Source organism: Rhizobium zaerense (assembly GCF_051810725.1).
Classification (GTDB): domain Bacteria; phylum Pseudomonadota; class Alphaproteobacteria; order Rhizobiales; family Rhizobiaceae; genus Rhizobium; species Rhizobium leguminosarum_I.
In genome coordinates this window covers 2,217,975-2,243,849 of the sequence record NZ_CM132690.1, presented here as the reverse complement: position 1 = coordinate 2,243,849, position 25,875 = coordinate 2,217,975, and the positions used below count along the sequence as shown (strand labels likewise).

Sequence of the window (25,875 nt, the reverse complement as noted above, 5' to 3'; positions counted from 1 at the left end):
TGACGTGGCCTCGCAAAAGCCAAATTATCTCGACCATTCCACGAAAAAAGGGCCGGCACTCGGGCCAGCCCTTCCATGATCGTCGGGATGCGAATGACATCCCTTGCCGTTAGTTCGCCGGCTGGGTGGGAGCTGCGGGAGCAGCCGCGCCGGGAGTTACCGCAGCCGGTGCGGCAGGATTTGCCGGCGGCTGCAAACTGCCGGCGGCATTGTCGAAATAGCGGAAGAATTCCGAATTCGGCGACAGCACCAGCGTCGTGTCCTGCGACGAGAGGGCAGAGGAATAAGCCGCCATCGAGCGATAGAACTCGAAGAAGGCTGGATCCTTGCTGAAGACTTCGGCGAAGACGCGGTTGCGGTCCGCATCGCCCTGGCCTCGAAGGATTTCCGCATCGCGCTGCGCGCCTGCGGTGAGCTCGACGACCTGACGGTCGGCGATGGCCCGGCGCCGCTGGCCTTCCTCATTGCCCTCCGCACGGATACGCTCCGCCTCGGCGAGGCGTTCCGAACGCATGGCATTATAGGTGTTCGGCGCGACCTCCGGCGAAAGGTCGGTGCGGCGGATGCGAACGTCGTCTATATGCAGCCCGAGATTTTCGGCATCGGTGCGCAGATCGTCGCGAATCTCCAGCATCATCGCGACACGCTCTTCCGAGAGCGCCGCATTGTAGTCACGCAGACCGTAGACGCGGCGAAGCGATGAATCGAGCTGCGCTCTCAACCGCGCTTCCGCGGCTTCGCGATCGCCCGATACCGTTTCGCGGAAGCGGCGAACATCCGAGATGTTATAGATCACGAAGGCATCGACATCGAAGGTCTGGCCGTCCTGGACCTGAACGCGGATATTGTCGAGATCGAGCCGCAGCGCCTGCTTTTCGACCAGCTGAACCCGGTCGGCGTCCATGAAGCCGAAGGGCAGCTTGAAGTAAATGCCAGGCTCGGTCTTGACCGTCTGGATCTGGCCGAAACGGACGACGATGGCCTGCTCGCGCGCATTCACCACGAAGATGGACGAATAGAGCCCGACCAGCACGATGGCAAGGATGAGGAAAACGATGGGAAGTCTGTTCGATGTCATGACTCAACCTCCCTGCTGCGCCGGCTTGCCGAGCTCATTGAGCGGCAGATAGGGCAGGACACCCTGCTTCTCGTCGATGATGACCTTCCTGGAATTCTTCAGCACCTGCTCCATCGTTTCGAGGTACAACCGCTTGCGGGTCACGTCGGGCGCCTTGGAATATTCGTCGTTGATCGCAGTGAAACGCTGCGCTTCACCTTCCGCCTCCTTCACGACACGGTCCTTGTAGGCGGCGGCATCTTCACGGATTCGCGCCGCATCGCCTCGCGCCTGGCCGAGCTTCTGGTTCGTGTAGCGGTTGGCCTCTTCGATCGTGCTGTCACGGTCACGGCCGGCACGCTGCACTTCTTCGAAGGCATCGGCGACTTCGCGCGGCGGCGCCACGTTCTGGATCGTCACTCCGGTTACGGTCACGCCTGCGCCATAGCGGTTCATCGTGTCCTGCAGGATATTGAGCACATCCACTTCGATCGGCTGGCGATTGCTGCGGAAGGCGTCCTGCGCCGGACGCCGGCCGACGATTTCACGCATGGCACTGTCGGAAACCTGCTGCAGGGTCTCTGCCGGATTTTCGACATTGAAGAGATAGGCCTTCGGGTCACTCACCGTGTAAAAGACGGCGAACTGCACGTTAATGACGCTCTTGTCGCTGGACAGCATCAGGCCATTCGAAGACGATGCCGAAGTCGCCCCGATGTTCAGCTGCTGCACGGTCACCTTGACCGTCTCCACGGTTTCCATCGGCCACAGGTGGAAATGCAGGCCCGGCATCGAAATCTCTTCCTTCGGCTTGCCGAACCGCAGCTCGACGCCGCGTTCGTCCGGCTGCACGACGTAGATGCACTGGATCAGCCAAAAGACGGCGACGATCGCCGCGACGATCACCGCCACGCCGCCGTTGAAGCCGCCGGGAATGATGTTGCGCAGTTGGTCCTGGCCGCGCCGGATGATATCTTCCAGATCGGGCGGTCCGCCCTTGCCGCCGCCACCGCGCGGCCGGTTCGGCCCCTGTCCCCATGGTCCCTGATTATTACCGCCGCCGCCGCCCCAAGGGCCGCCGCCGCCATTCTGATTGCTCCAGGGCATCAAAACCTCGTTGTTCGTTAAGTCTCCACGCATCCGAAACCGTGGGGGCTGACCGGCGGACGCGTTGGTGACCGTTATAGGTATCGCCGCATCGGCTTTCAACGCAGCGTGAGAAACTTGGTCAATTTAATTGGAAAATAGTTCATTTTCAGGCCTGCCGGCGTTCGTAGACGACGAAACGCGTGGGATAGCTGTCCTTTTCGCTGGCCGGAACCGCGATCGCCTCCCCTGCCTGCCAGATGTCGGGATCGATCGCGGGAAACGACGCGTCTCCGTCAAGATTGGCCTCGACATGCGTGATGCACATCCGGTCGGCAAGACCGATCGCCTGGGCATAAACCTGCCCACCGCCGAGAATGCAGATCTCGTCGACGCCGGTTTCGAGCGCCAGCCTTTCGGCCGCCTTTATCGCCTCGGGCAGCGAATGTGTCATGCTGACATCAGCATGGTCTATCGCCGCCTGCCGCGAGATGACGACGTTCGGCCGTCCCGGCAGCGGCTTGCCGATCGAATCGTAGGTCTTGCGGCCCATCACCACAGGCTTGCCCAATGTCAGCGCCTTGAAGCGCTTGAGATCGCTGGAAAGCCGCCACGGCATGTCGCCATCGCGGCCGATAATGCCGTTCCGGGCGACGGCGGCGATAATGGTCCTGCGGATGTCAGCCATGAAATATCCCGGATCAGACGGCGATCGGCGCCTTGATGCTGGCATCGGCCTCGTAGCCGATCAGCTCGAAATCGTCGAAGTTGAAACCGAAAATATCCTTCACATCAGCATTGATGCGCATGAACGGCAGCGGTTTCGGCCGGCGCGCCAGCTGCAGCTTCGCCTGGTCGAAATGGTTGTGATAGAGATGGGCGTCGCCGAGCGTGTGGACGAAATCGCCGGACCTCAGCCCGGTCACCTGAGCCACCATCATCGTCAGCAGCGCATAGGAGGCGATGTTGAAGGGCACGCCGAGGAAGATATCGGCCGAGCGCTGGTAGAGTTGGCAGGAAAGCTTGCCGTCAGCCACATAGAACTGGAACAGGCAATGGCAGGGCGGTAGCGCCATTTCGTCCACTTCGGCCGGATTCCAGGCCGAAACGATGTGGCGGCGCGAATTCGGATTGTTGACAATGCCTTTGATCAGATTGGCGATCTGGTCGATATGGCCGCCGCCGGGCGCTGGCCAGGAGCGCCACTGGGCGCCGTAAACCGGCCCGAGATCGCCGTTTTCGTCGGCCCATTCGTCCCAGATCGAAACGCCGTTCTCCTTGAGATAGCGGATGTTCGTCTCGCCCTTCAGGAACCAGAGAAGCTCGTGGATGATCGAGCGCAGATGCAGCTTCTTCGTGGTGAGGACGGGGAAGCCCTCTTCGAGGTCGAAGCGCATCTGATAGCCGAAGACCGAGCGTGTGCCGGTGCCGGTGCGGTCGCCCCGGTCGGAGCCCTTTTCCATCACATGATTCAAGAGATCGAGATATTGCTTCATGTCGCGCTGATTCCGTTTCGGCTAATTTAAGCCTTCGGAACCGGGAAACCAATCTCCGGCGGGCATTTTCCCAAAGTTTCTGATGGATCGCATAACGCTTTTATGACGTTTGCCCTTTCCATGGGCTGAGGAAACCACTATATGACCCCTGCCGGCTTTCGGGCCGGCTATGGCGATAAATGAGCGGTGTAATAAACCTATTGGACCCGGGGGCGGTACCCGGCGCCTCCACCAAAAACCGGCGGTCTTAAAGGCCGGCTTTTGATGGGGGCGAAACAGGATCGACAAGGGTGTAAAGATCGTCTTTTTGCTCGGCATTGTACCGCCGTTATCGGGCTAAAATTGTAGTTGCAAACGACAACTATGCGGAAGCTCGTCTCGCTGCTTAATCGCGGTGTGACACTTCAATCAAAGTCCTAGTGGTTCGCACCTCTAGGCGGGGTCCGAAGGCACCTGGCAACAGAAGCCTTCACCTTCTCCCTGCCGCCGAAATCATGTATGCTGCTTAAAAACGTGACTCGGCTCCGGTCTTTCCCAAGGCGCCCGGACGTGGCATACAACCTTGTGAAAAGACTCCGAACCGACGAAAGACAGGAAAAGCATGGGGCAGGATCATATCCGCTACGACATTCTGGCACAGGATGCACTTCGCGGCGTCATCCGCAAGGTTTTGGCGGAAGTTGCAGCCACGGGCCGCCTGCCCGGTGATCACCACTTTTTCATCACCTTCCTCACTGGCGCGACCGGCGTGCGCATCTCCCAGCATCTGAAGTCGAAATACCCCGAGCAGATGACCATCGTCATCCAGCACCAGTTCTGGGATATGAAGATCACTGAGACGCATTTCGAGATCGGCCTTTCCTTCTCGGACGTTCCGGAAAAACTGGTCATCCCATTCAATGCGATCCGCGGTTTCTACGATCCCTCCGTCAACTTCGAGCTCGAATTCGACGTGCCTCTCGCCGATGGCGAGGAATTGCCGTCCGGCGAAATCACCGCCTATCCGGTGGATGCGGCCGGAAAGCCCGACGACGTCGCGGGCGCAAAACCCGCCGACGGCGAGGAGAAAAAACCGGGCTCCGTCGTCTCACTCGACTCCTTCCGCAAGAAGCAGTGATTTGAAAGGGAGGCTCTGCCTCCCTTTTTCATAGGAATCGAGGGCCATGAGTGCCGAAATCGTCAACCTGCGCCAGTTCCGCAAGAAGCAGGCCCGCTCCGAAAAGGAGAGGCAGGCCGAGCAGAACCGCATCTCCTTCGGCCGAACCAAGGCCGAGAAACAACTGACCCGCAGCTTGAACGACAAGGCCGACAAGGCCCATCGCGACGGCCGGATCGAAACCGATGACGACGGCGCATGACGGCTTCACGCAAAGCTTTAAGAGCCGGAATGGATTCTGCGATCAGCCACTTGAGCGATCGCCTTGAATCGATCTCTAAACCCCAACCAAGATCTGAAACAGCCCGTCGTGATCCGTAAGCATTCGGCGACACTGCACGGCCATCGCACCAGCTTCTCGCTCGAAGATGAATTCTGGGCCGAACTGAAGACGATCGCCGCAAGCCGTTCGATCCCGCTCGCTGCCCTGATTTCCGAAATCGACGACCACCGCCCTACGGACAGCAACCTCTCCTCGGCGCTGCGGCTGCATGTGCTCTCGTGGCTGAAGGCCGCAATTCAGGCAAGGTGACGCGCAACGTGGCCGCGCGTCATTGAGGGTGTCGTTGCAAAGCTCAGTCCGTGATCGCCGACAGGATGGGACCTCCGTTCGGCGCCTGCACCAGGATGGCGGTTTTCAGCCCTGATTCAGGCAGAGGAAGGGGAAAGGAAGCCTTCGATCCATTCCATATTCCCAAGCGATCGAGACGACGCACGACATGGGTATGCGGCAGGGTGTTGCCCTCATTCTCGCCACGCGCCACCGGAACGGATTCGATGCGCGGATCATAACGAACGAGCCAGACGTCGGCCGCGTTCGCGACATTGGAGGTTCCGCCAATCTCGATGCGATCATGATCAAGTGCGAGGCTCGGCCCTTTGGGCGGTCGCGCCTGGGATAGTAGCGCCTCGACGTCGGAAAGACGGTTGCCGACTGTGGTTGTCGTGCCGTTCACCACCATTTGCGGCGTGAAGGGACCAGCTTGCCGCAGCGCCGGCTCGTAATCGACCTGCCGTTGCGTATATTCCGGTTTCCCGTAGGTGTCCTTCCACCCGAGATAATCCCAATAGGTCACCGAAAAGCTCAGCGCCAGCACGTCCGGGCGGCTGCTGATCTTGATGAGATTGGCGTTGGCCGGTGGGCAAGACGAGCAGCCCTGACTGGTGAACAGCTCGACAACCGTCGGTGATCGATCGGCGGCAAATACCGGCATCGTGGTCGTGACGGCAGCAAGAGTTGATGCGATCGTTGCAGTGATCTTTCCCCGCTGGTTCATGTTGGCGCTCCCTTTTCAAACGGCTTCGATGTTGGAACCACCCAACCCGATATGTTTGATTTCGCTGTGAGGGGGCGGTTTGTTACGCCGTCACGTCAACGTGATCGTCGTAACGGCCGATCAACCGGCCGCGCCGGAGAGAACAAGGCAACTCGCCGAGAAAAGAGCAGCCGTGGCTATGACACGCTTTATTGCGCCTGAACGCCGGGCACCTGATCGAAATTGAGCTGGCCGGGCTGCGACTGCTCGCCCCGACGCGCTGCCTCGGCTGCGGCCCTTGCCTGCGCATCCGCCTTCTCCTTCGCTTCAGCCGCAACACGTGCGGCCGCCTCCTGCGCCAATGCACGCAGCCGCTCTTCCTCCGCCTGCCGTTGTTGCTCGATCTCGGCCGCCTTGATGCGCTCGGCGTCGTTGAACCGATAGAGCGCCACCTCGCGACGCAGCCGCTGTTTTTCGAGCACGATCGCCTGCAGCCGCTCGACCCGCCGGCGCTCGCGCTCGAAGGCGCGCAGCGACAGGTAGCTGGTGATATCGGTCACATCCATCGTCTTGCCGGGCGACGGCAGCATGCCGGAAAAATTCAGCTTGAGCGCCGGCTCGGCGCCGGAAAGCGCTTCGGTTCCCGGATTGAACCCGACACCTAGCGTCGCGCTGACCCGCTTTTCCGGCAGCGCGATCTGCGCATCGGCGGTGATGCGGGCGAGATCGTTGGCGACGGTGACATTCTGCACCCTCAGCGTCCCGTCGGTGATGTTGAAGGGAACGCCGAGCGGCGGCAGCTTCGCCTCGCCGTTGCTGAGCAGTGTTTCGATGATCGGATGCACCTTGCCGGCATTGATCTGCTCCTGCATCGTATCGGTCGCGGCAAGCAGCGGCGGAAGGATGGCAAGGTTCAGCCCGCGTATGCTGGTATCGCCGAGCCTCAGTTCGCCGGAACCATTGAGCGAGCTGGCGATCTCGCCGATCGTCTTGCCCGAGGCCTCCATCGACAGCGACAATCCGAACTTGCCGTTGGCGATCGGCGCGCCGTCGCGCAGCCAGACGACGCCGGAAAGATCGGAATCGGCAAGCGCAAGCTTCGTCTGCAGGAAGCCGGTGCCGTTGGCATTGGTGAAGAACAGATTGCCGGAAAGCTTTCCGCCGTCCCAGTTGCCGGCCATGTCGTTGAGCTGCAGCTCGTCGCCCTTGTAGGCGACGTTGCTGGTGAAGTCCGACACCGCCGTTTCCGGCAGGCCCGGCCAGAACTGCTTGGCCGTCAGCTTTACGTTGACGTCGAGATCCTTGAAGACGGGCAGCCCCAGCGGCGCCGTCGTCAGCTGTCCGTTGGCGGGATCGACGATCTGGCCGAATACCGCCTCGCCGAGCCAGCCGGCATCGGCCTTTGAGAGCGTCAGGCCGCCGCTCGCTGTCGTCTTCGCAGCCTTCCGGTCGAGGGTCAGCGCACCTGAAAATTCGTTGTCGGCCGCATGCCCCTTAAGATCCGAAAGGACGATCTTGTCGCTATCGACGGCTGCATTGACTTGCAGGCCGAGCGGCAGCCCGGATCCGGTCTGCGGCAGGGCGATGCCGTTCATGATGAGATAGGGGTCGATATCGGCGCTGTCGAGCGACAGCGCGATCTGGCCGTTCATGAAGCTCTCCGGCCGGACATCGACCTTGCCATTGGCCATGAACGAGGTCCGGTCGGTCGCAAAGCTCAGCGCCGCATCGGCAGGATCGTTGCCCGATGCCTTCACCTTGAGCGTCAGGCGGCCATTGGCCCCGACATCGACCGGCAGCGGGTCGAGCCCGGCCTGACCGAACAGGATGGACGGCACGGCGTTTTCGAGCGTCGCCTCGAGGCTCGTCGTGCCGTTGCCGGTCAACGCCAGGAGGTCGGACATGCGGTAGTCGAGATTGACGCGGCTGCCGTTCGCCACGCCGGCAAGCGTCACGGCCAGCGCGTTGCCCTCATCGCCGCCGAGCGTCAGCGCGCCGCGCAGGGCCGTATTGCCGTACCAGCCGGCATTGCGCACCAGCCGATCGAGCACCGGGTGATGCGGCAGGTGCTCGCGCAGCATGGTGAAGAACCCGCCGGGATCGGCCGATTTGAAAGTGATCTCACCGGCGCCCTTGTAGTCGAGCAGCGAGCCTTCTGCCCTGCCGGTCGCCGTCAGCTCGGCACCTGCGATATTCTTGATCGACAGCCGGTCGACGGCAAGCGCCCCATCGGCGATCGTAAAGGTGGTCTCGACATTCTCGGCGTCGACGCCGAAGGCCGTGAACTTATCGGCCTTGAGTTGGGCGGCGATCTTGTGGTCGAGCACGTTATCGCCGGCATCCGGGCCGGTCATGAGCCCGCTCAGCGCCTGCAGCGCGTCGAGATCGAGCGTATCGCCGTTCAGCGCCACCGACAACGTCGGCGTCTGGCCGGAGATCGCCTGGCGCTCCAGCCGACCCTTCAGCGTCGCCGGTCCGACGGCGATCTCGAGATTTTCGAAACGCTGCAATTCGTGCGTCAGGCTGACATTGGCGGAAAAGCCAGCCTGCCGCAATTGCCGGATGGCCGGATCGACCGAGCCGGCAAGCCAGGAGGCAAGTCCCGTCGGCTGGCTGGAGGCCACCACGATCTGGCCATTGAACGAAGGTTCGCCCTCAAGCAGGAGCTTGCCCTTGCCTTCCACCTGCGTGCGCCCCGGCAGCATGCCGGTGGCGCTGTCGATCATCCAGCCGGTGCCGGCCGGTTCGAGCTCCAGCTGCACGTCGCGCAGCGTCGTATCGCCGGCGACGATCGCCGGCAGTTTGACGCTCGCCTTGCCCGGCACCTGCGGGATCGGCACTTGCCGGACGATATCGATCAGCGAATTCAGCCGTTGGCGCGCCGAGACAGCGGGATCCCGTGTCGTCTTGCCCGCCGCGCCCTGATTGCCGATGCGGTTGACGTCGATCTGCTGCCCATCAGCGGTCAACAGGAATTCCGGCGCATTGCCGGTATCGAGCGTCGCCTCGCCGGTTATAACATAGGGATCGTCCGTCGGGCCGATCTCCATCCGGTATTCGGGAATGCGGATGCGTTCATTGGTGAGCTCGAAGCGGCCCTTGACGCGCGGCGGCTGCTCTTTTTTGTTGGCGGGCTTGGCGCTGTTGCGGATTTCGATCGCGGCCGAAAGCTGGCCCTGATAGTTCGGCTTGCTGTCGACGAGCTTCAATTCGCCGTCCAGATCGACGCTGACAGGGTGCTTGTCCGGCGAAAGCCTGGTGCGCATGCGCAGCACGCCCTTCTCGTCCGGTTGACTGCTCGAGATCGAGAAGCCGCCGTGTTCGCCGTCGAGCGCAGCGTCGCCCTCGATGCGCCAGGGACCGGCCAGCGACTTTGCCGACATTTCCGCATTGAGGCCGGTGATGCGACGCAAGCGGCCCGACTGGTCGTCGATGAATTCGACCTCGCCGCCGCTGACATGCACGTTTTCGAGTACGACGGTCCTTGCCGGTATTTCCGCGCGGCTGCCGCGCATCCAGTCGAGCGTGCCGTCCTTGAGCAATCTCAAGCGCACCTTCGGATTGACGATACGCATGTCGAAGATCAGCGCTTCACCCGACAGGAAAGGTGCGAGCTCCGCATCCATCGAGAACTGCTCGACCTTGACGATCGGCGTGCCGTCAGCCTCCTGGCCAACGCGCACGTCATGCAGCGTCACTGATGGAAATGGCAGCAGGCGCGCATCCACCGTGCCGTAGACGGTGACTTTCTTGCCGATAATGCGGCTTGCCTGATCCTCGAAATTCTTGCGGAAATCCGTCCAGTCGATGAACAGCGGCGCAAGCAGCGCCACAAACAGCGCTACGACGATCACTCCCCCCAGAAAGACGAGGAACCGGCCTACCAATGCAAAGCGTCTCCATTCGGGATTCTGTTGCCGACACTAGAGCATGATGCCGAAAAGTGTGAGCGGTTTTCGGACGACATCATGCTCTAACTCTTTATTTGAGAACAGGATTCAGATTTCAGGTTGAGCCGGCCCAACATCATCCTGTTCTAGCGCTATTCATGCCGGGGGCAAGGCCCAACTTCATGAGACCATTCCGTTTTCAGCCATGATGGAAAATCTTGCCGGGATTGAAGATATCGTCCGGGTCGAGCGCCTGTTTCACCTGTCGCATCAGATCCACAGCGCCGCCAAGCTCCTGTTCCAGAAACGCCATCTTGCCTTGCCCGATCCCGTGTTCGCCGGTGCATGTCCCGTCCAGGTCGAGCGCCCGCTGGTTGAGTCGCTGCACGAAGCTCTCAGCCATGGCGATGTCTTCGACGCTTCTGTCGTCGAACAACAGCAGCACATGGAAGTTCCCGTCGCCGGCATGACCGACGATCGGCCCCAGCAGCCCGTGCTCCTCGATATCCGCCTGCGTTTCGGACACACAATCGGCGAGCCTCGATATCGGAACACAGACATCGGTCGAAAGTGCGGCAAGCCCGGGCGCCAGCGCCCTTGCGGCCCAATAGGCATCGTGACGCGCCTTCCAGAGCTTTGTCCGCTCCTCGGCATTGGCGGTCCACAGGAATTCGCTGCCGCCGCATTCGGCCGCGATCTCGGCAAAAGCTGCCGATTGCAGCGGCACCGTCTCGTCGGTGCCGTGGAATTCGAGGAAAAGTGTCGGGCTTTCGGCATAGGAAAGCCCGGAGTAAGCATTGCAGGCCCGCATCTGCACCGTGTCGAGGAGCTCGATGCGCGCCACCGGAATGCCCATCTGGATCGTCATGATGACGGCATCGCAAGCGGCCTTGATGCTCGGAAAGGCACAGGCCCCTCCGGCGATCTTCTGCGGGATCGCCTGCAGGCGCAACGTCACCGAGGTCAGGATTCCGAGCGTGCCCTCGGCGCCGACGAAGAGCCGCGTCAGATCGTAGCCCGCCGAGGATTTGCGTGCGCGCCGGGCCGTGCGGATCTCTTCACCATTGGCGGTGACGGCGGTGACGGCAAGCACATTGTCCTTCATCGTTCCGTAGCGCACGGCATTGGTGCCGGACGCCCGCGTCGAGGCCATGCCGCCGATCGAGGCGTTGGCGCCGGGATCGATCGGGAAGAACAGACCGGTATCGCGCAGGTGGATGTTCAGCGCTTCGCGTGTCACACCCGGCTCGACGGTACAGTCGAGATCTTCGGGATTGACCTCGAGCACCCGGTTCATGCGGCTGAAATCGATCGAAATACCGCCATGGGCGGCATTGATCTGCCCCTCCAGCGAGGTGCCGGTGCCGAATCCGATGACCGGCACCTTGTGGGTCGCACAAGCCCTGACCGCCGCCTTCACATCCTCGGCGCTCTCTGCGAAGAGCACGCCGTCCGGCAGCTGCGGTGGGATATAGGTGGTCGTATGGGCATGTTGTTCGCGGAAGGACTGGCCGGTCTGGAAGCGCTCGCCGAAGCTCTGCTTGAGAATGCTAAGCACGGCGGCGATACCCGCCTCGTTGCGTGTGCCGGCCTTTGCGTCCTTCAGCGCCATCCCTTTGATCTCCCTGCTATTCCGCGGAAACCAGATCGTGTTCCGCAGGTTAGCTGGGTATGCGGCAAGTCAAAGCGGCTGTCCAGTTAAGATTGGCAGAAGAATTCATTCCCCTTTTGTTGTAGGCGGCTTGTTATAGCCAAATCCGCCGCCCCCGGCGCCTCAGACGATCGGCGGATTGAGCCGCGCAAAACCCTCCTGCCGCCGATAGGGGAAATAGGGATAGGGCGCCGTCACCGCGCTGACGGCGTCGAGCCTTTCGATCTGCTCCTTCGACAGGCTCCAGCCGACCGCGTCGAGGTTCTGCCGCAGTTGCTCTTCGTTTCTGGCGCCGATGATGACGCTCGACACCGTCGGCCGGCTGAGCAGCCAGTTGATAGCGATTTGCGGCACCGTCCGGCCGGTCTCGCCCGCGATGGCGTCGAGCACGTCGACGATGTCGAACAGCTTTTCGTCGTCGACCGGCGGGCCGTATTGCGCCGTCTCGTGCAGACGGCTTGCCGCAGGCAGCGGCCGGCCGCGGCGGATCTTGCCGGTCAGCCGTCCCCAGGCAAGCGGGCTCCAGACCAGCGCTCCAACACCCTGGTTGGCGCCAAGCGGCATCAGCTCCCATTCGTAATCGCGCCCGGCCAGCGAATAATAGACCTGGTGGGCGACATAACGCGGATAGCCGTGGCGCTCGGCGGCGGCAAGCGACTTCATCAGTTCCCAGCCGGCAAAATTCGAAGCGCCGACATAGCGGATCTTGCCTGCGGCGACGAGCCCATCGAGCGTCGACAGCACCTCCTCGACCGGCGTCGAGGCATCGAAAGCATGTAGCTGCAGAAGGTCGATATAGTCGGTCCCGAGCCGGCGCAGTGCATCCTCGGTGGCGCGGATCAGCCGCGCCCGCGATGTTCCCCAGTCCTGCGGCCCCTCGCCCATCGGCAGCGCCGTCTTCGTCGAGATCAGCACGGCGTCGCGCCGGCCGCGGATCGCCTGGCCGAGCACCTCTTCGGAAGCGCCGGCCGAATAGACGTCGGCTGTGTCGAAAAGATTGACGCCGGCTTCGAGGCAGATGTCGACGAGCCGCCGCGCTTCCTCGGCACCGGTATTGCCCCAGGCGCCGAATAGTGGGCCGCTGCCGCCGAATGTGCCCGCGCCGAAGCTTAAGACCGATACTCTGAGGCCGGATGCGCCGAGATTTCTGTAGTCCATGGACCTGTCTCCTGTCTTTCCTATGAGATAGACCTTGGCGGTTCGATGATATAGATTGCCCGCCAGCAAAACATTTGAGACTTGAATTCATCATGAGCCGTCAGGACATCAATCGCTCCGGCGAAATGGAAGTTTTCGTCAGTGTCGTCGAGCGCGGTGGATTTTCGGCCGCCGCCACGGCCCGGCGCATGACGCCGTCGGCCGTCAGCAAACTCGTCGCCCGGCTAGAGACACGCCTCGGCGCCCGCCTCGTCAACCGCTCCACGCGAAGGCTGCAACTGACGCCGGAAGGCTGCGCCTTCTACGAGCGCAGCATCGCCATCCTTGCCGATATCACCGAGGCCGAGCATCAGGCCTCGACCGGCGAACAGGCCTCAGGCCGCATCCGCATCAACACTAGCGGCTCCTTCGGCAACCATCTGCTGGCGCCGCTCGTACCTGCCTTCATGGCGCATCATCCGGCCGTGACGCTGGATATTTCCCATACCGACAGGATAGTTGACCTGATGGAAGAGCGCGCCGATGTCGCGATCCGCGCCGGCCCCTTGAAGAATTCCAGCCTGATCGCCCGCAAGCTTGGCGTCACCGGCAAGATCATCGTCGCGTCGCCGGATTATCTCTCGCGTCACGGCAAACCACACACGACCGCCGATCTCCGCCGTCATTGCCGTATCGGCTTTTCCTATGCCCGCGCCATCGAGGGCTGGCCGCTGCGCGAGGACGGCGAAACGGTGATGATCCCGATCACACCGGGCGTGCAGGTGGGAGACGGCGAAGCCATGCGCCACCTCGCTTTGTCAGGTGCCGGCCTTGCCCGCCTTGCCGCCTTCACCGTGCGCGCCGATATCGATGCCGGGCGCCTGGTGCCGGTGCTTGAGGAGGCCAATCCCGGCGATCTCGAAGAGTTCTACGCCCTCTATATGGGCCAGGGTGGCCCGCTGCCGGCGCGTGTACGCGCGCTGCTCGATTTTCTCGTCAGCCATGTGCATTTCTAGTGCATCTCGTTCAAAACCGTTCAGTGGCTTTGGAGGACGATCTGCATGAAAACAACGACTTGAAGCGGCCGCATGAATCAGTTTCGCATGCCAAGACGCCAAGAAGCCAGATTTCGCAATTGACCGCGGCCGTGCCACCCACCTATACCGGACCCGCGCCGGGCGGCTCCTGCAGCCGGCCTCTCTTCGTCATGCCGGAGCTTCCCCTACCTTCAGCTTCAGGGCTTGGCACCGGCCAGGAAAGATACGGGGATCCATGTCATTCAGCGACGCGAGCCGCCTGCTGCGGGATGCCGGCCTGCCGAAATGGGCGCTGCTGCTCGCGCTTTCCACGGCTCTCGTCGTCTTGCTCGAGCTCTTCGCCCTGCCGGCCTCGCTGCTGATAGGGCCGATGGTCGCTGCAATCGCGCTGGCGCTAACCGTCGGCAAGGGAAAGCTTCGCGTGCCCTTCTGGCCGTTGCAATTCGGCCAGGTCCTCGTCGGCCTGATGATGGCGCGCACCATCACGCCCGATATTCTCGGCACCATGGCGAAAGACGCGCCGCTCTTTCTGTTGTTCATCTTCTCGGTCATCGCCATTGCCACCGGCCTCGGCTGGCTGCTGACGCGCTGGCAGGTGCTGCCGGGAACGACCGCGGTCTGGGGCTCCTCGCCGGGCGGCGCCTCCGCCATGGTCATCATGTCGGAAGCTTATGGCGCCGATGCCCGTCTCGTCGCCTTCATGCAGTATCTGCGCGTTGTCTTCGTCGCCGTCGGCGCCTCGGTGATCTCGCGTCTGTGGGTGGCAGCCGACGGCGCCGAGCCGCCGCCGCTTGTCCTCTTTCCCGAGATTGACCGGCCGGCCTTTGCAGCGACCATGGCTTTTGCGGCCTTTTGTGCCTATGGCGTTTGGCGCCTGCGCCTCCAGGGCGGCACGATCATCGTGCCGCTCTTTCTCGGCGCCCTGCTGCAGGGGATGGGCCTGCTGAAGATCGAGCTGCCGATGTGGCTGCTCGCCATCTCCTACGCACTGGTCGGCTGGAGCATCGGCCTGCGCTTCACCCGCTCGATCCTCAAGCACGTGGCGCGCGCCCTGCCGAGGGTATCGGCCTGCATCGTGCTGCTGATGGCGCTCTGCGGCTGCATGGCTGTGGGGCTTCACGTCTTCGCCGGCATAGATCCGCTGACCGCCTATCTCGCCACCAGCCCCGGCGGCGCCGATTCCGTCGCCATCATCGCCGCCTCCAGCGACGTCGACGTGCCCTTCGTGATGGCGATGCAGACCGGCCGTTTCCTGGTGATCCTGATGATCGGCCCGATGCTCGCCCGTTTCATCGCACGCCGTTCCGGCCTTGCGGAAAGCCCCGCCTAGAGCGGGATTGTTTTAGTCGGAATCGGAACAGGGATTCCCTTTCTGGTGCAAATCAGATTCACCATTCTGGCCGGTGCAGGAGGCCGGTCTGGATGGCGAAACCTTTTTCGGATGATCTTCGGGAACGCGTTGTTGGCGCAGTAACGCGCGAGGGCCTGTCGTGTCGAGCGGCGGCAAAGCGCTTCGGCATTGGCATCAGCACCGCGATCGACTGGGTCCGGCGCTTGCGTGAGACGGGCAGCGCGGCTCCCGGCCAGATGGGCGGGCACAAGCCACGGGCGATCTCAGGTAAACATCGGGTCTGGTTGATCGATCGCTGCCACATGCAGGCGTTCACCTTGCGCGGGTTGGTGGCGGAACTCGGAGAGCGCGGCCTGAAAGTGGATTACAGCGCCGTCCGGACCTTCGTGCATGAGGAAGGGCTGAGTTATAAAAAAAGACGTTGGTCGCCAGCGAGCGCGAGCGGCCCGATGTTGCCGCCCGGCGGGCGCGCTGGCTGAAGCATCGCCATCGCATCGATCCATCTCGCCTTGTCTTTATCGACGAAACCTGGACGAAGACGAATATGACGCCGCTCAGGGGCTGGGCGCCGCGCGGCGAACGGCTGTTGGGCCATGCGCCCTTCGGCCACTGGAATACCATGACTTTTGTCGCAGCCCTCAGGGCCGACCGCGTCAGCGCACCGTGGATCATCGACGGCCCGATCAATGGCGAACGCTTTCGCATCTATGTCGAGAGGGTGCTGGTACCGGAGCTCAAACCCGGCGACATCGTCGTCATGGATAATCTCGGCTCGCACAAGGCCGGCGCTATCCGTGCCGCCATCCGCAAGGCCGGCGCCAGATTGTTCTTCCTGCCGCAGTATTCCCCCGATCTCAATCCGATCGAAAAACTCTTCGCCAAGATCAAGCACGAGCTGCGCAAGGCGCAGGCTCGAACCCGACAGGCCATCGACGACGCGCTGGCAGCCACCCTTCAAACCGTCTCGCCGAAAGAGTGCCAAAACTACTTCAAGGAAGCCGGATATGAACGGACATAAAACAATCCCGCTCTAGTGCCCTGCTTGGGGTGGAATGCGAGTGCTGCCCACTGGCCAGGCGTCATGCCGTAGGCCTTTTTGAAATGGCGGTTGAGATGGCTTTGGTCGGCAAAGCCTGTCGCCGCCGCCACATCGGAAATCCCCTCGCCCGCGCCGATCATCGCCCGGGCTCGCTGCAGCCGCCGCATCAGCAGGTAGCGATGCGGACTGGTGGCAAAGGCCGCCCGGAAATGCCGCGACAGCGCAAAACGGTCGAGACCCGTTACCGCCTCAAGCTCGCCGGAATTCACTGCCCGGGTCGCGTGCGCCTCGAGATAATCCCGTGCCGCCCGCGCCTGCCGCCAGGCGACGGGGCCCAGCGGCCGCGACGGCAGGCGCGCATGCCGGGACAGGCCGCCTGCCACCTGCGATACGAAATCGTCGACGAAAAGCGCGTCCAGTTCGCGGTCGAGTTCGCCGAGAGCCGCCAGCAGTACACCCGCCAGCGCCGGATCGCCGATCACGGGTTCGCCGACGAATGGCAGGCCGACCCCATCCGCCTCCAGGCATTCAAGCAGCAGCGACGGCTCCAGATAGAGCATGCGGTATTGCAGCCCATCTTCCGTCCCCGCCCCGCCATCGTGCTCTTCGTCGGGATGCAGCACGATCACCTGCCCCGGCAGACTGAAGCGCCGCTCGCCGCGATAGCGGAAGGTCTGAACCCCTTTCAGCGTCACGCCGAGTGCATAGGTGTCGTGCCGATGCGGCTCGAAGGCATTGCCTGAGAACTGCGCCTCGATGCGTTCGATGCCGGGAAAGGCCGGCGCAGCCAGGATGGCGTTGCCGGAGGGGCCCGCGCACAAACGTTCAAGACCTTCGAAGACCTGTGGATGTAAATCCTGGTTCAACGCGCCGATACTCCGTAAGCCGTAGATAGGTGAAAGACCGTCCGATGTTTGATACCAAAATTGCCGTCGTCCTGCGAAACAATCTTGCCGGCTGGCAGAAGCTGAACGTCACCGCCTTCCTGATGACAGGCATCGCCGGCCGGCATCCCGAGATTATCGGCGCAGCCTATAGGGACCGCGCCGGCAACCTCTACAATCCGCTATCGATCCAGCCGATCATCGTGCTCTCCGCCGACGAGGCGACCGTATCAGCCATTCATCGCCGCGCGCTGGAGCGCGATATCACCAGCTCGCTCTTTATCGAGGAAATGTTTGCAACCGGCCACGACGCAGCCAACCGCGCCGTCTTCGCAGAATTTGCGCCCGAAGACGCCAAGGTGGTCGGCATCGCCTTGCGCGCCGAAAAGAAGATCGTCGACAAAATCACCAAGGGTGCGACGATGCAGCACTGACGAGAAAGGCCGGGAGTGACCCGGCCTTTCTGCAAATGCATATGAGCCGAAATCAGCCCTGCGTGATCGGCGCGATCTGGATCTCGACGCGGCGGTTCTGTGCGCGGCCGGCCTCGTTCGCATTGGAGGCGACCGGCTGGGACGGGCCGTAACCGACAGCGGAGACGCGGCGCTGGTCGATGCCCTGGCCGCCGAGATAATCGGCAACCGACAACGCGCGGCGCTGCGACAGGTCTTGATTATGCTGCAGGCTGCCGGTCGAATCCGTATGGCCGTTGACGTCGATCAGCGTGCGGTTGAACTTGCGCAGCACGATCGCCACCGAATTCAGCGTCGGATAGAAGCCCGGCTTTACCGCATCCTGATCGACGTCGAAGGTGATGTTCGAGGGCATGTTGAGGATGATGTTGTCGCCGTTACGAGTCACCGAAATGCCAGTGCCTTCGAGTTGGGCGCGAAGCTCTGATTCCTGCTGGTCCATGTAATTGCCGATCGCACCGCCGGCGAGAGCGCCGACGCCTGCGCCGATCAGCGCCGCATTGCGCTTGCCGTGGCCGCCGCCGCCGACGGCCACGCCGACGAGCGCGCCCCCGAGGGCGCCAAGCGCGGCGCCGCCGGCCGTATTGGAAACCTTCTGTTCACCGGTATAGGGATCGGTCGTCGTGCAGGCGCTGAGATAGCTTGTGGCAATAGCTAGAAGTATGAATTTTTTGATCATTGACAGGACGGTCTCCGTTCGACTGATGCGAGCAAATGGCAAGGATTGCGGCAAGAAAATGAAGATGTTCTCCTGATACGGCAAATTCGGACGTCGAAACACCGCCATGTTGCCGGAATGCGCTGATTATCACCAATTTTGGTGGATGCCGTCCCTGCGCCTGCACGCGAATTTGTGAAAACTCCGCAGGCGGAAAGCACTTCCTACCTGCGGAGTTCGATGTCACGCGTTTATGATCAAGAGAGTCTGGCCTCAGAAATTCTGGAACAACTGCCGCACGGTATCGTAAGTTGCGTTGGCGATGTTCAGTGATTGCAGGCCGAGTTGCTGCTGCGTCTGCAGCGCCCGCAGCCTGCTCGACTCCTCCTCCATGTCGGCATCGACGAGCCGGCCAATGCCGCCGGTGATGTTGTCATGCAGTTTCGTCGCGAAGTCGTTCTGCAGATTGATGCGTTTTTCCAGCGCGCCAAAAGCCGAACCGACCGTCGTCAGCTGCGTCAGCGCTGCATCGACGACGCTGATCATTTCGCTGACCTGTCCTTTCGTCGTGCCGGCCGAGAGCGAAATCACCACCTGCCCGGTGGTGGTGCCGTTCTTGCTCTGCATCAGCACATAGTCCTGCGAGGCGCCGAGCTCGGTGGCGAAGTAGGCCGATGTCAACACGCCGTATTCGCCCGAACCGGTGGCGCGATCGTCGATCAAGTAGCGGGTGTCCTTGGAGGTCGTGGTCCCACTCGGCGTCGTGTCGATATGGTAGCTCAACATGCCGACCGAGATCGTGCCATCGGCGTTGCGGATGAAGGAGGCCGGGATCTGGCGCGGCTGCGTCGGCGTCGCATCGTTGGTAAGGACCACCCAGTTGTCGCTATTGAAGGTCGCCGATTCCGAAACGCTGCGCAACTGCTCCTGCAGCTGTTTGATCTCGTCGTTGATCTTGTTCTTGTCGATGCCGTCCTCGGTCGCGGCAACCAGCTTGGCCTTGATTTCGGAGACGACGTCGATGACATTCTGAACGCCGGTATAGGCCGTTCCCATCGTCGCCGCCGCCATACCGAGTGCATCCTGGATCGCCGAAACCGCCTTGTTGTCGGTTCGAGCAGTGGTAGCGATCGACCAGTAGACGGAATTGTCTCTGGCCTCTGCGACACGCATGCCGGTGGTGATGTGGTTTTGCGTGACCGCCATGTTACGGTTGATGTCGCGCAGCACATGAAGCGCCGCATCCACCGAGACGCGCTGATAAATACTCACGAAACGAAACTCCAAAAACACAACAAGACGCAAACTGCACAAGAAATGAACCGTCCGCACGGACTCTCATGTCCGGGGTCGCTGGAATTCCAGCGCGTTGCGGCCTCCAAGAAACGAAGAAGACCATTCGGTTGCTGGTAACAATCATTGCCGTTTATGCTTAATAAACGACTAAACTTCAGAAGTAATTTAGCTTATTTCACAAGGTTTCATACACCAAGAGAAACGCCGCCGGATTGCGGCGTCGCGCGTCTTCTGAGACCCGCAAAGGACGCTGTAGCACTTCGAATTGCCGCGTAACTTTGTCCTTAAATCGATTAGGATTCAAGGAACTATGCAGCAGGTCCGGCAGCATTCGAAATCGGATGAAAGCCTTATTCGGCGGCCTGTAGATGCTCGTCGTCGGGCGCAGCGCGCGGCCGCGTGGCGACCGACATCTCTTCGTGCAGGCGCGCCTCCTCATGGGCGTGCGGCTTGGCGAAGCGGGCAAGCAGCAGATAGGCGACCGGCGTGATGAACAACGTCACCAGCGTCGCGAAACCAAGACCGCCGACGATCACCCAGCCGAGCGCAATACGCGCTTCGGCACCGGCGCCATGGGCAAAGACCAGTGGCACGCCGCCGAGGATGGTGGCGATCATCGTCATCATCACAGGGCGAAGGCGTAGCGCGCAGGCCTTCTCGATCGAGGACCGCACATCTTCGCCCCGGTCGCGCAGCTGATTGGCAAATTCGACGATCAGGATGCCGTTCTTCGCCATGACGCCGACCAGGAGCACCAGGCCGATCTGGCTGTAGATGTTGAGGCTGGAGCCGGTGATAACAAGCGCAAAGACGGCGCAGGCAAGACCAAGCGGCACCGTCGACATGATGATCAGCGAGGACAGCACGCTTTCGAACTGCGCCGCCAGTACCAGAAAGATGATGACGATGGCAAAACCGAAGGTGAGCGCCATGCCGCTCGAATTCTCTTCCAGCGTCGCGGCTTCGGCGAGCGGCAACAAACGCGAGCCCGCCGGCAGTAGCGGCGCGGCAAGTTCAGTGACCTGCTTGACCGCATCGCCGAGCGACATGCCGTTCTTGAGGCCGGCGGTGATTGCCACCGAGGCCAGCTGCTGCTCGCGGTTGAGCTGCGGCGCGACCGAGCCTTCCTTCATCGTGGCGATGACCGACATCGGCACGATCTTGCCGTCGCCGGTCTTCAGGAACACGTTCTCAAGGTCGGTCGGATCGTCGATCGGCCGCGTCGTCGAGGTCAGAAGCACGGGATAGGATTCGCCGTCGACGAAGACGTCGACCACCGAGCGCCCTTCGAGCAGTGACTGGATCGCCGTCGAGAGCCCGGTTATGTCGATGCCGAGATCGGACGCGCGCTCGCGATCGATCGCCACCGATACCTGCGCTTGGCTGGGCTCGTTGGTCAAGCGCGGCGTATCATACTGCCCAGTGGCCTCCAGGGCCTGCACCAGCTTGGCGGCCGCCGCCGTCAACGCCTCGTGATCATTGCCGATCAGCGCCATCTGCAGACCACTGCCGGCCCCGCGGATGCGCAAGCTGTTGGAGGAGATGGCATTGCCGCGCAGCGCCGGCACCCTGGAGGCTGCCTGGTTGATATCGCCGACGATCTCCGTCTGTGTCCTGTCACGTTCTCCCCAGGGGGCGAGGGTCAGCACCATGAAGCCGCTGTTCAGCGACCCGCCCTGCCCCGAGATCGAGAAGACGTTGCGGATGTCACCGCTGTCGACCAGCGGCTGCAGATATTCCTCGACGAGCTGCATCTTGTCGCGGGTATATTCGAGGCTCGATCCCTGCGGCGTCGTCAGCCGCATCATCACCATCGAGCGGTCCTCTTCGGGCGTCAACTCGCTCTTGACCGTCGAGAAGGCGACGAGTGCCGCGCCGGCAAAGATCACCGAGAAGAGGATGACGACGAAGGGCGCGTTGAGACAGGCGTGCAGGGCCCATTTGTAGAGACTGGCAAGCGCGCCGCCGAAGCGACCGAGCGCGCCGTGATCTTCGAGCATCGGCTTCGTCAGCATGCGCGAGGCAAGCATGGGACACAGCGTCAGCGCCACGATCGACGACAGCCCGACCGAGAAGGCGAGCACGAAGCCGAATTCGCGGAACAGGCCGCCGACCTGTCCCGGTAGGAAGGAGAGCGGAATGAAGACGGCCGCCAACGTCGCCGTCGTGGCGATCACCGCGAAGAACACCTCGCGCGTGCCGAGCACCGCGGCCGCGCGCGGCCCCATGCCTTCGGCGCGCCGGCGCACGATATTTTCGAGCACGACGATCGCGTCATCGACGACGAGGCCGGTCGCCAGCACGATCGCGAGCAGCGTCAGGATGTTGATCGAGAAGCCGACCATGTAGATCGCCGCCAGCGTGCCGATCAGCGCCACCGGCATGCTGACCGCCGGGATCAGCGTCGCCCGCCAATCGCGCAGGAAGAGATAGATGACGGCAGTGACGATGACGGCGGCGAGCACCAGCGCCAGCACCACCTCGTGGATCGCACCTTGGATGAAGACGGCGTCATCGCTGGTGATGGCGATCGTCGTGCCCTCGGGCAGCGTCTTCGACAGTTGGTCGACGGCCGCCTTGATGCCGGTCGAGATGTTCAGTGTATTCGACTGCGCCTGGCGGATGATGCCGAGGCCGATGCCCAGCTTGCCGTTGGAGCGCAGCGCCGTTTCGCCGTCGCGCGGCCCGAGCATCACCGTCGCGACGTCGCCGAGCCTGACGCGGTCCTGCAGGATGACGTTGGAAAAATCCGCCGGCGTCTGCAGGTTGGCGGTCGCGCGCACCACGATATCCTGCGTATTGCTCTTCAGCGAGCCGGCCGGTACGTCGAGTGCCGCATTATCGAGCGCCTTCGTCAGGTCGCCGATGGTCAGCCCGCGACTGGCGAGAGCGCCCTGGTCGACGTCGACGCGGAACACCTTCTCCTGGTCGCCATATTCCTCGACGTCGGCAACCCCGTCGACGGAGGCGAGGCGATCGATCACCTCGTTTTCGACCAGTTGGGTCAGGTCGTCCATGTTGAGCTTGGTGGAGGTGACGGCGAGGCGCATGATCGCCGAGGAATCCGAATCCGCCTTGACGATCTGCGGCGCATCCGCTTCGTCGGGCAGGTTCTGGGTAATGCGGCCGATCGCGTCGCGCACGTCGTTGGCGGCGACCGAGAGATCGATCGCATCCGAGAATTCCAACGTCACCCGGCTCTGACCGAAGGACGAGGTCGACGAAATCGATTTCAGGCCGCTGACGCGCGCGACCGCCCCCTCGATCACCTTGGTCAGCTCCTGGTCGATCGTCTGCGGCGATGCGCCGTCGAAGGTGGTGCGCACGGTGACGACGGGACGGTCGACATCGGGCAGTTCGCGCACTTCGACGCCGACATAGGCGGCAAGGCCGGCAACGACCATCAGCGTGTTGAACACCAGCGCCAGGATCGGCCGGCGAACGAAAAGCGCGGTGAAGCCCTGTTTGCCCGAGCCTCTGTCCTGATGAATCTCGGTCACGCTCATCGGGCGACGACCCCCGCATTCGCGGCGACGTCGGCGTTGACACGCACCGCCCCACCCTCACGCACGCGCTGCAGGCCCTGTGTGACGATCACGTCGCCGTCCTTGAGGTCGGCTTTGACGAGTACGAAATCCGGGTTGCGCTGCACGATGCTGACCCGCACCTTGCGTGACTTGTCGTCGTTGACCTGCCAGACGAAGGAGCCCTGCGAGTCCCACTGCACGGAGACCGGATCGACCGCCGGATATTTGTCGCCGGCAAATTTCATGCTGACGTTGAAGGACATGCCGGCGCGCAGTTCATCCGAACTATTGTCGATCTTGGCGCGCAGGCGAAGCGTGCGGCTTGCCGCGTCGATGCGGTTATCGACGGCTTCGACCACGCCCGAAAACACCTGTCCCGGCCGTGCGACCGACATCGCCTCGACCGGCTGGCCGACCGATACTGTATTGGCGAAGCGCTCCGGCACCCAGTAATCGACGAGGATTTCCGAACGGTCGTCGAGCGTGACGATCGGGATACTCGTCGTGACGTTGTCGCCGATATTGACCGGTACGATGCCGACGATGCCGTCGATCGGCGCGGTGATATTACGCCGTGCGAGATTGAGCTCGGCGGCCTGCAGTTGCAACCGAGCACCCTGCTCGGCGATCTCGGAATCGAAGACGTCCATGCGCGACACGCTGGACTTGATGTTGTGATAGAGATTGGATTTCTCGACGGCGGCCTTGACCGCCACATCGGCCTGGCCGCGGGTGATCACCTGCTCCTCGCTGTCGAGCTTGGCGAGCACCTGCCCGGCCTTGACCCTATCGCCCGACTTGATGAGGATTTCGCGGATCGTGCCCGATGCCTGCGGCGTGACCGCGACCGAGCGGATCGCGTCACCCGTGCCGATGGCGTTCAGCCGGTCGTTGACGACGCCCTGGACGACAGCCTGCGTGGCGACGAGAATGGCGCTGTTGCGCCCGCCGCCACCTCGGCGGTTCTGTCCCTGCCCGACCTTGCCCGTCGCCACGCTGCTGCCCTTGCGCCCGGGCAGGAGCGTCGGCATCCGCTGTCTCTTCAGCCTTCGGCGCGATCTTGGAAACGATGCTGTCTGGAATACCTGCATCGCGCATCATATCGCCGGCGCCGGGCACAAAGAAAACCCACGCGGCAAAGCCGGCAACAATGGCGATGATCGACAGTATGAACTGCTTCCAAAAGGCCATTCACGTCTCCGGAGGGACTCGAGGTTGGACCAGGGTCGGTCGAAAGAGGCGTTGCGGGATCAAGATTCCCCTCTGATGCGACAATATCGCGCGTTTGCAGCTTACCGGCAAGCATAAGCAGGCGGCATTACCGATTTGTAATATCAGCAAAGAATGGAAATAACCCGGCCGCTCACTTTTGCTTGAACGGACACTCGCCCATGTCCTTGACACCGCCGATTATCGGCCGAGATACCGTACAAATCCCTGGCGATGCGGGTTGGACGTCTATCGGCGCATCGACCACCGCAGGCCCATCACGGCCGCAATGCCCAGTATCGGCCACACCGCCCAGAACTGCCCCGTCCAAGTGAAGAGGTTGATACCGGCAATGCCGAGCGCCAGGATTGCCAGCGAGGTGATCCTGCGATTGAACAGGATCTGATCGCGGTTCCAGGCAAGCGCCGCGACGACGGCGAGCGCAAGCACCGGAAAACGCCCCCAGAAGACGCCCTGCCATGACAGCAGATTGATGCCGATCAGGACAGCGGCGATGACGGCGAGCACGCCGTACAGCCTGCGTCCGCGCGGTATCGGCCTTGCCTCGGCCGTATCAGCCGCCATAACCGCCGCCGGCTGCGGCTGCGGCTGCGGACGCGCGGAGCCGGATCGTTGAGCGGGCGGCGTCTCGTCCTTGGCGTCGCCGATCTTCACCGCGTAGCTCGGCACGCCTTCATCGACGTTCTTCACCATCAACGGTCCGAGAAACTCGAAACCAACAGTCACCTTGTTGCGGACCTGGTCGTAAACGGAACTTGATATGACGATGCCGCCGGCCGCAGCCGACGCCTGCAGCCGCGCCGCTATATTGACCCCGTCGCCATAGATGTCGTCGCCTTCGACGATCACGTCGCCGAGATTGATGCCGATGCGGAAGAGCATGCGCCCGTCGGCCGGGCGGCGGGCGTTGAAGCCAGCGAGTTCGTTCTGAGTGTCGACGGCCGCGCGCACCGCTTCGACCACGCTCGGGAAATCGGCGATCAGTCCATCGCCCCAGGTATTGATGACGCGGCCGCCATGGCTTTCGATCAGGCGCCCCATCGCCTCCCGGCAGCGCTTCAGGCTCGCAAGCGTCCCCTCCTCATCAGCCCCCATCAGCCGCGTATAGTCCTGCACGTCAGCACAGAAGATCGTCGTCAGCTTGCGCCGCGTGTCACTCATGGTCTCTCGTCTCCGCGCTATCCGCCCTCGGGAAAGATTGCTGCAAAGGCTAAAACTGGTCGATTGGAGATCATGGGCTATTGCAGCGGCGGTAAGTTACTAAGCCTTTGTCTTCGTTGCCACCGATAATTGTTGATCGTCGACCCGCATTTTCCCGGACATGAGAGGCGGCGTGGACGATTCAGCTTTCTTCATTCGCCCAGTCATTGACCTTCAAACGCTCCGAAACACACGGAAAAGCCTTGTCGCGCGTGACGAGGGTTGCGGCAGTTGCAACTGAATGAGCGGCAATCATCATATCGAGGGGCGACAGGGTCATGCTTTTGGCTTCGCAGGCAGTGCGCAGGTCGCCATAAGTTCGCGTGATGTCGTGATCCCAAGGAACAACGTCGACCCGGTGCAGGAAATGCTTGATCCGTTCTGACAGCGCCTTCAGATAGCCTCGCTTTGCAAGACCGTAACGGCTCCAGATCTATCTAAGTCCGGCAAT

At 62.2% G+C, this 25,875-nt stretch carries 20 protein-coding genes, 1 other RNA gene and 2 pseudogenes; 8 read left to right on the top strand and 15 right to left on the bottom strand.

The features are described 5' to 3' along the window. Positions 1-109: 109 nt before the first annotated feature. The 4 genes from hflC to ACS4RR_RS10690 all read right to left on the bottom strand — a co-directional run bounded on the left by hflC (position 110) and on the right by ACS4RR_RS10690 (position 3,639). Positions 110-1,078, bottom strand: a complete 969-nt coding sequence (gene hflC / locus ACS4RR_RS10705; protein ID WP_017965046.1) for a protease modulator HflC — start codon at positions 1,076-1,078, stop codon at positions 110-112. Positions 1,079-1,081: 3 nt separating this feature from the next. Continuing rightward, positions 1,082-2,164, bottom strand: coding sequence for an FtsH protease activity modulator HflK (gene hflK / locus ACS4RR_RS10700; RefSeq protein ID WP_064249590.1), 1,083 nt, complete (start codon positions 2,162-2,164; stop codon positions 1,082-1,084). 148 nt (positions 2,165-2,312) lie between these two features. Beyond that, on the bottom strand, positions 2,313-2,831 hold the full coding sequence (locus ACS4RR_RS10695; protein WP_260109048.1) for a dihydrofolate reductase: 519 nt from the start codon (positions 2,829-2,831) through the stop codon (positions 2,313-2,315). A 13-nt stretch (positions 2,832-2,844) separates the two neighbouring features. After that, entirely contained in the window at positions 2,845-3,639 is a 795-nt protein-coding gene (locus tag ACS4RR_RS10690) for a thymidylate synthase (RefSeq protein ID WP_260109049.1), read from the bottom strand. Positions 3,640-3,750: 111 nt separating this feature from the next. Between ACS4RR_RS10690 and ssrA the strand changes: the two genes are divergently transcribed. The 4 genes from ssrA (at position 3,751) to ACS4RR_RS10670 (ending at position 5,327) form a co-directional block, all read left to right on the top strand. Next, positions 3,751-4,113: a transfer-messenger RNA gene (gene ssrA, locus ACS4RR_RS10685) on the top strand. A 127-nt stretch (positions 4,114-4,240) separates the two neighbouring features. After that, positions 4,241-4,756, top strand: coding sequence for an SspB family protein (locus ACS4RR_RS10680; protein WP_170255005.1), 516 nt, complete (start codon positions 4,241-4,243; stop codon positions 4,754-4,756). Positions 4,757-4,802: 46 nt separating this feature from the next. Beyond that, positions 4,803-4,997 carry a DUF4169 family protein gene (locus tag ACS4RR_RS10675; protein ID WP_064249591.1) on the top strand — a complete coding sequence of 65 codons (195 nt, stop codon included), beginning with the start codon at positions 4,803-4,805 and terminating at the stop codon, positions 4,995-4,997. A 108-nt stretch (positions 4,998-5,105) separates the two neighbouring features. Further along, a complete protein-coding gene (locus ACS4RR_RS10670; RefSeq protein WP_170255003.1) occupies positions 5,106-5,327 on the top strand; it encodes a ribbon-helix-helix domain-containing protein in 222 nt (73 codons plus the stop codon). A 43-nt stretch (positions 5,328-5,370) separates the two neighbouring features. Here the strand turns inward: ACS4RR_RS10670 and ACS4RR_RS10665 are convergent, their stop codons facing one another. From ACS4RR_RS10665 to ACS4RR_RS10650, 4 genes are all read right to left on the bottom strand, one after another. After that, positions 5,371-6,072 (bottom strand): DUF1223 domain-containing protein, encoded by a 702-nt coding sequence (locus ACS4RR_RS10665; protein WP_260109051.1) that lies wholly within the window; start codon positions 6,070-6,072, stop codon positions 5,371-5,373. A gap of 188 nt (positions 6,073-6,260) precedes the next feature. After that, entirely contained in the window at positions 6,261-9,938 is a 3,678-nt protein-coding gene (locus ACS4RR_RS10660) for an AsmA family protein (protein ID WP_260109053.1), read from the bottom strand. 202 nt (positions 9,939-10,140) lie between these two features. After that, positions 10,141-11,553, bottom strand: coding sequence for an FAD-binding oxidoreductase (locus ACS4RR_RS10655; RefSeq protein ID WP_260056433.1), 1,413 nt, complete (start codon positions 11,551-11,553; stop codon positions 10,141-10,143). A 162-nt stretch (positions 11,554-11,715) separates the two neighbouring features. After that, positions 11,716-12,750, bottom strand: a complete 1,035-nt coding sequence (locus ACS4RR_RS10650) for an aldo/keto reductase (protein ID WP_222386268.1) — start codon at positions 12,748-12,750, stop codon at positions 11,716-11,718. Positions 12,751-12,842: 92 nt separating this feature from the next. Between ACS4RR_RS10650 and ACS4RR_RS10645 the strand changes: the two genes are divergently transcribed. The 3 genes from ACS4RR_RS10645 (at position 12,843) to ACS4RR_RS10635 (ending at position 16,135) form a co-directional block, all read left to right on the top strand. After that, on the top strand, positions 12,843-13,745 hold the full coding sequence (locus ACS4RR_RS10645; protein ID WP_170254998.1) for a LysR family transcriptional regulator: 903 nt from the start codon (positions 12,843-12,845) through the stop codon (positions 13,743-13,745). 256 nt (positions 13,746-14,001) lie between these two features. Next, on the top strand, positions 14,002-15,096 hold the full coding sequence (locus ACS4RR_RS10640; RefSeq protein ID WP_260109057.1) for an AbrB family protein: 1,095 nt from the start codon (positions 14,002-14,004) through the stop codon (positions 15,094-15,096). Positions 15,097-15,188: 92 nt separating this feature from the next. Beyond that, positions 15,189-16,135 (top strand): IS630 family transposase gene (locus tag ACS4RR_RS10635; protein ID WP_222282285.1). Its coding sequence is split into 2 segments (ribosomal slippage): positions 15,189-15,527 and positions 15,530-16,135, totalling 945 coding nucleotides; the frame shifts between segments, so codons are not numbered across the junction. On the opposite strand, the gene ACS4RR_RS10630 is transcribed toward ACS4RR_RS10635, so the two are convergent. After that, entirely contained in the window at positions 16,102-17,022 is a 921-nt protein-coding gene (locus ACS4RR_RS10630) for an AraC family transcriptional regulator (RefSeq protein ID WP_456190071.1), read from the bottom strand. The genes ACS4RR_RS10635 and ACS4RR_RS10630 overlap by 34 nt on opposite strands. A gap of 44 nt (positions 17,023-17,066) precedes the next feature. On the opposite strand from ACS4RR_RS10630, the gene ACS4RR_RS10625 reads away from it, so the two are divergent. Then, entirely contained in the window at positions 17,067-17,474 is a 408-nt protein-coding gene (locus ACS4RR_RS10625) for a DUF2000 family protein (protein ID WP_222386270.1), read from the top strand. A gap of 52 nt (positions 17,475-17,526) precedes the next feature. Here ACS4RR_RS10625 and ACS4RR_RS10620 read toward each other — a convergent pair whose 3' ends face one another. The 6 genes and pseudogenes from ACS4RR_RS10620 to ACS4RR_RS10595 all read right to left on the bottom strand — a co-directional run. Beyond that, positions 17,527-18,192 carry a YiaD family glycine zipper/OmpA-like lipoprotein gene (locus tag ACS4RR_RS10620; RefSeq protein ID WP_222386271.1) on the bottom strand — a complete coding sequence of 222 codons (666 nt, stop codon included), beginning with the start codon at positions 18,190-18,192 and terminating at the stop codon, positions 17,527-17,529. Positions 18,193-18,444: 252 nt separating this feature from the next. Continuing rightward, positions 18,445-19,443, bottom strand: a complete 999-nt coding sequence (locus ACS4RR_RS10615) for a flagellin N-terminal helical domain-containing protein (protein ID WP_260109058.1) — start codon at positions 19,441-19,443, stop codon at positions 18,445-18,447. A gap of 374 nt (positions 19,444-19,817) precedes the next feature. Next, on the bottom strand, positions 19,818-22,973 hold the full coding sequence (locus ACS4RR_RS10610; RefSeq protein WP_222386273.1) for an efflux RND transporter permease subunit: 3,156 nt from the start codon (positions 22,971-22,973) through the stop codon (positions 19,818-19,820). Next, a pseudogene (locus tag ACS4RR_RS10605) lies at positions 22,970-24,185 on the bottom strand (efflux RND transporter periplasmic adaptor subunit). Before ACS4RR_RS10605 ends, ACS4RR_RS10610 begins: the two are co-directional and overlap by 4 nt. A 267-nt stretch (positions 24,186-24,452) precedes the next feature. Continuing rightward, on the bottom strand, positions 24,453-25,385 hold the full coding sequence (locus ACS4RR_RS10600) for an adenylate/guanylate cyclase domain-containing protein (RefSeq protein ID WP_162115986.1): 933 nt from the start codon (positions 25,383-25,385) through the stop codon (positions 24,453-24,455). 181 nt (positions 25,386-25,566) lie between these two features. Further along, positions 25,567-25,845: pseudogene (locus ACS4RR_RS10595) on the bottom strand (PIN domain-containing protein); the annotation flags it as partial. Positions 25,846-25,875: the final 30 nt, after the last annotated feature.

What these genes read in the sequence shown, in the direction of transcription:
- hflC (WP_017965046.1), bottom strand. Translation starts at nt 1,078, where the DNA reads ATGACATCGAACAGACTTCCCATCGTTTTCCTCATCCTTGCCATCGTG.
- hflK (WP_064249590.1), bottom strand. Translation starts at nt 2,164, where the DNA reads ATGCCCTGGAGCAATCAGAATGGCGGCGGCGGCCCTTGGGGCGGCGGC.
- ACS4RR_RS10695 (WP_260109048.1), bottom strand. Translation starts at nt 2,831, where the DNA reads ATGGCTGACATCCGCAGGACCATTATCGCCGCCGTCGCCCGGAACGGC.
- ACS4RR_RS10690 (WP_260109049.1), bottom strand. Translation starts at nt 3,639, where the DNA reads ATGAAGCAATATCTCGATCTCTTGAATCATGTGATGGAAAAGGGCTCC.
- ACS4RR_RS10680 (WP_170255005.1), top strand. Translation starts at nt 4,241, where the DNA reads ATGGGGCAGGATCATATCCGCTACGACATTCTGGCACAGGATGCACTT.
- ACS4RR_RS10675 (WP_064249591.1), top strand. Translation starts at nt 4,803, where the DNA reads ATGAGTGCCGAAATCGTCAACCTGCGCCAGTTCCGCAAGAAGCAGGCC.
- ACS4RR_RS10665 (WP_260109051.1), bottom strand. Translation starts at nt 6,072, where the DNA reads ATGAACCAGCGGGGAAAGATCACTGCAACGATCGCATCAACTCTTGCT.
- ACS4RR_RS10655 (WP_260056433.1), bottom strand. Translation starts at nt 11,553, where the DNA reads ATGGCGCTGAAGGACGCAAAGGCCGGCACACGCAACGAGGCGGGTATC.
- ACS4RR_RS10650 (WP_222386268.1), bottom strand. Translation starts at nt 12,750, where the DNA reads ATGGACTACAGAAATCTCGGCGCATCCGGCCTCAGAGTATCGGTCTTA.
- ACS4RR_RS10645 (WP_170254998.1), top strand. Translation starts at nt 12,843, where the DNA reads ATGAGCCGTCAGGACATCAATCGCTCCGGCGAAATGGAAGTTTTCGTC.
- ACS4RR_RS10640 (WP_260109057.1), top strand. Translation starts at nt 14,002, where the DNA reads ATGTCATTCAGCGACGCGAGCCGCCTGCTGCGGGATGCCGGCCTGCCG.
- ACS4RR_RS10625 (WP_222386270.1), top strand. Translation starts at nt 17,067, where the DNA reads ATGTTTGATACCAAAATTGCCGTCGTCCTGCGAAACAATCTTGCCGGC.
- ACS4RR_RS10620 (WP_222386271.1), bottom strand. Translation starts at nt 18,192, where the DNA reads ATGATCAAAAAATTCATACTTCTAGCTATTGCCACAAGCTATCTCAGC.
- ACS4RR_RS10610 (WP_222386273.1), bottom strand. Translation starts at nt 22,973, where the DNA reads ATGAGCGTGACCGAGATTCATCAGGACAGAGGCTCGGGCAAACAGGGC.
- ACS4RR_RS10600 (WP_162115986.1), bottom strand. Translation starts at nt 25,385, where the DNA reads ATGAGTGACACGCGGCGCAAGCTGACGACGATCTTCTGTGCTGACGTG.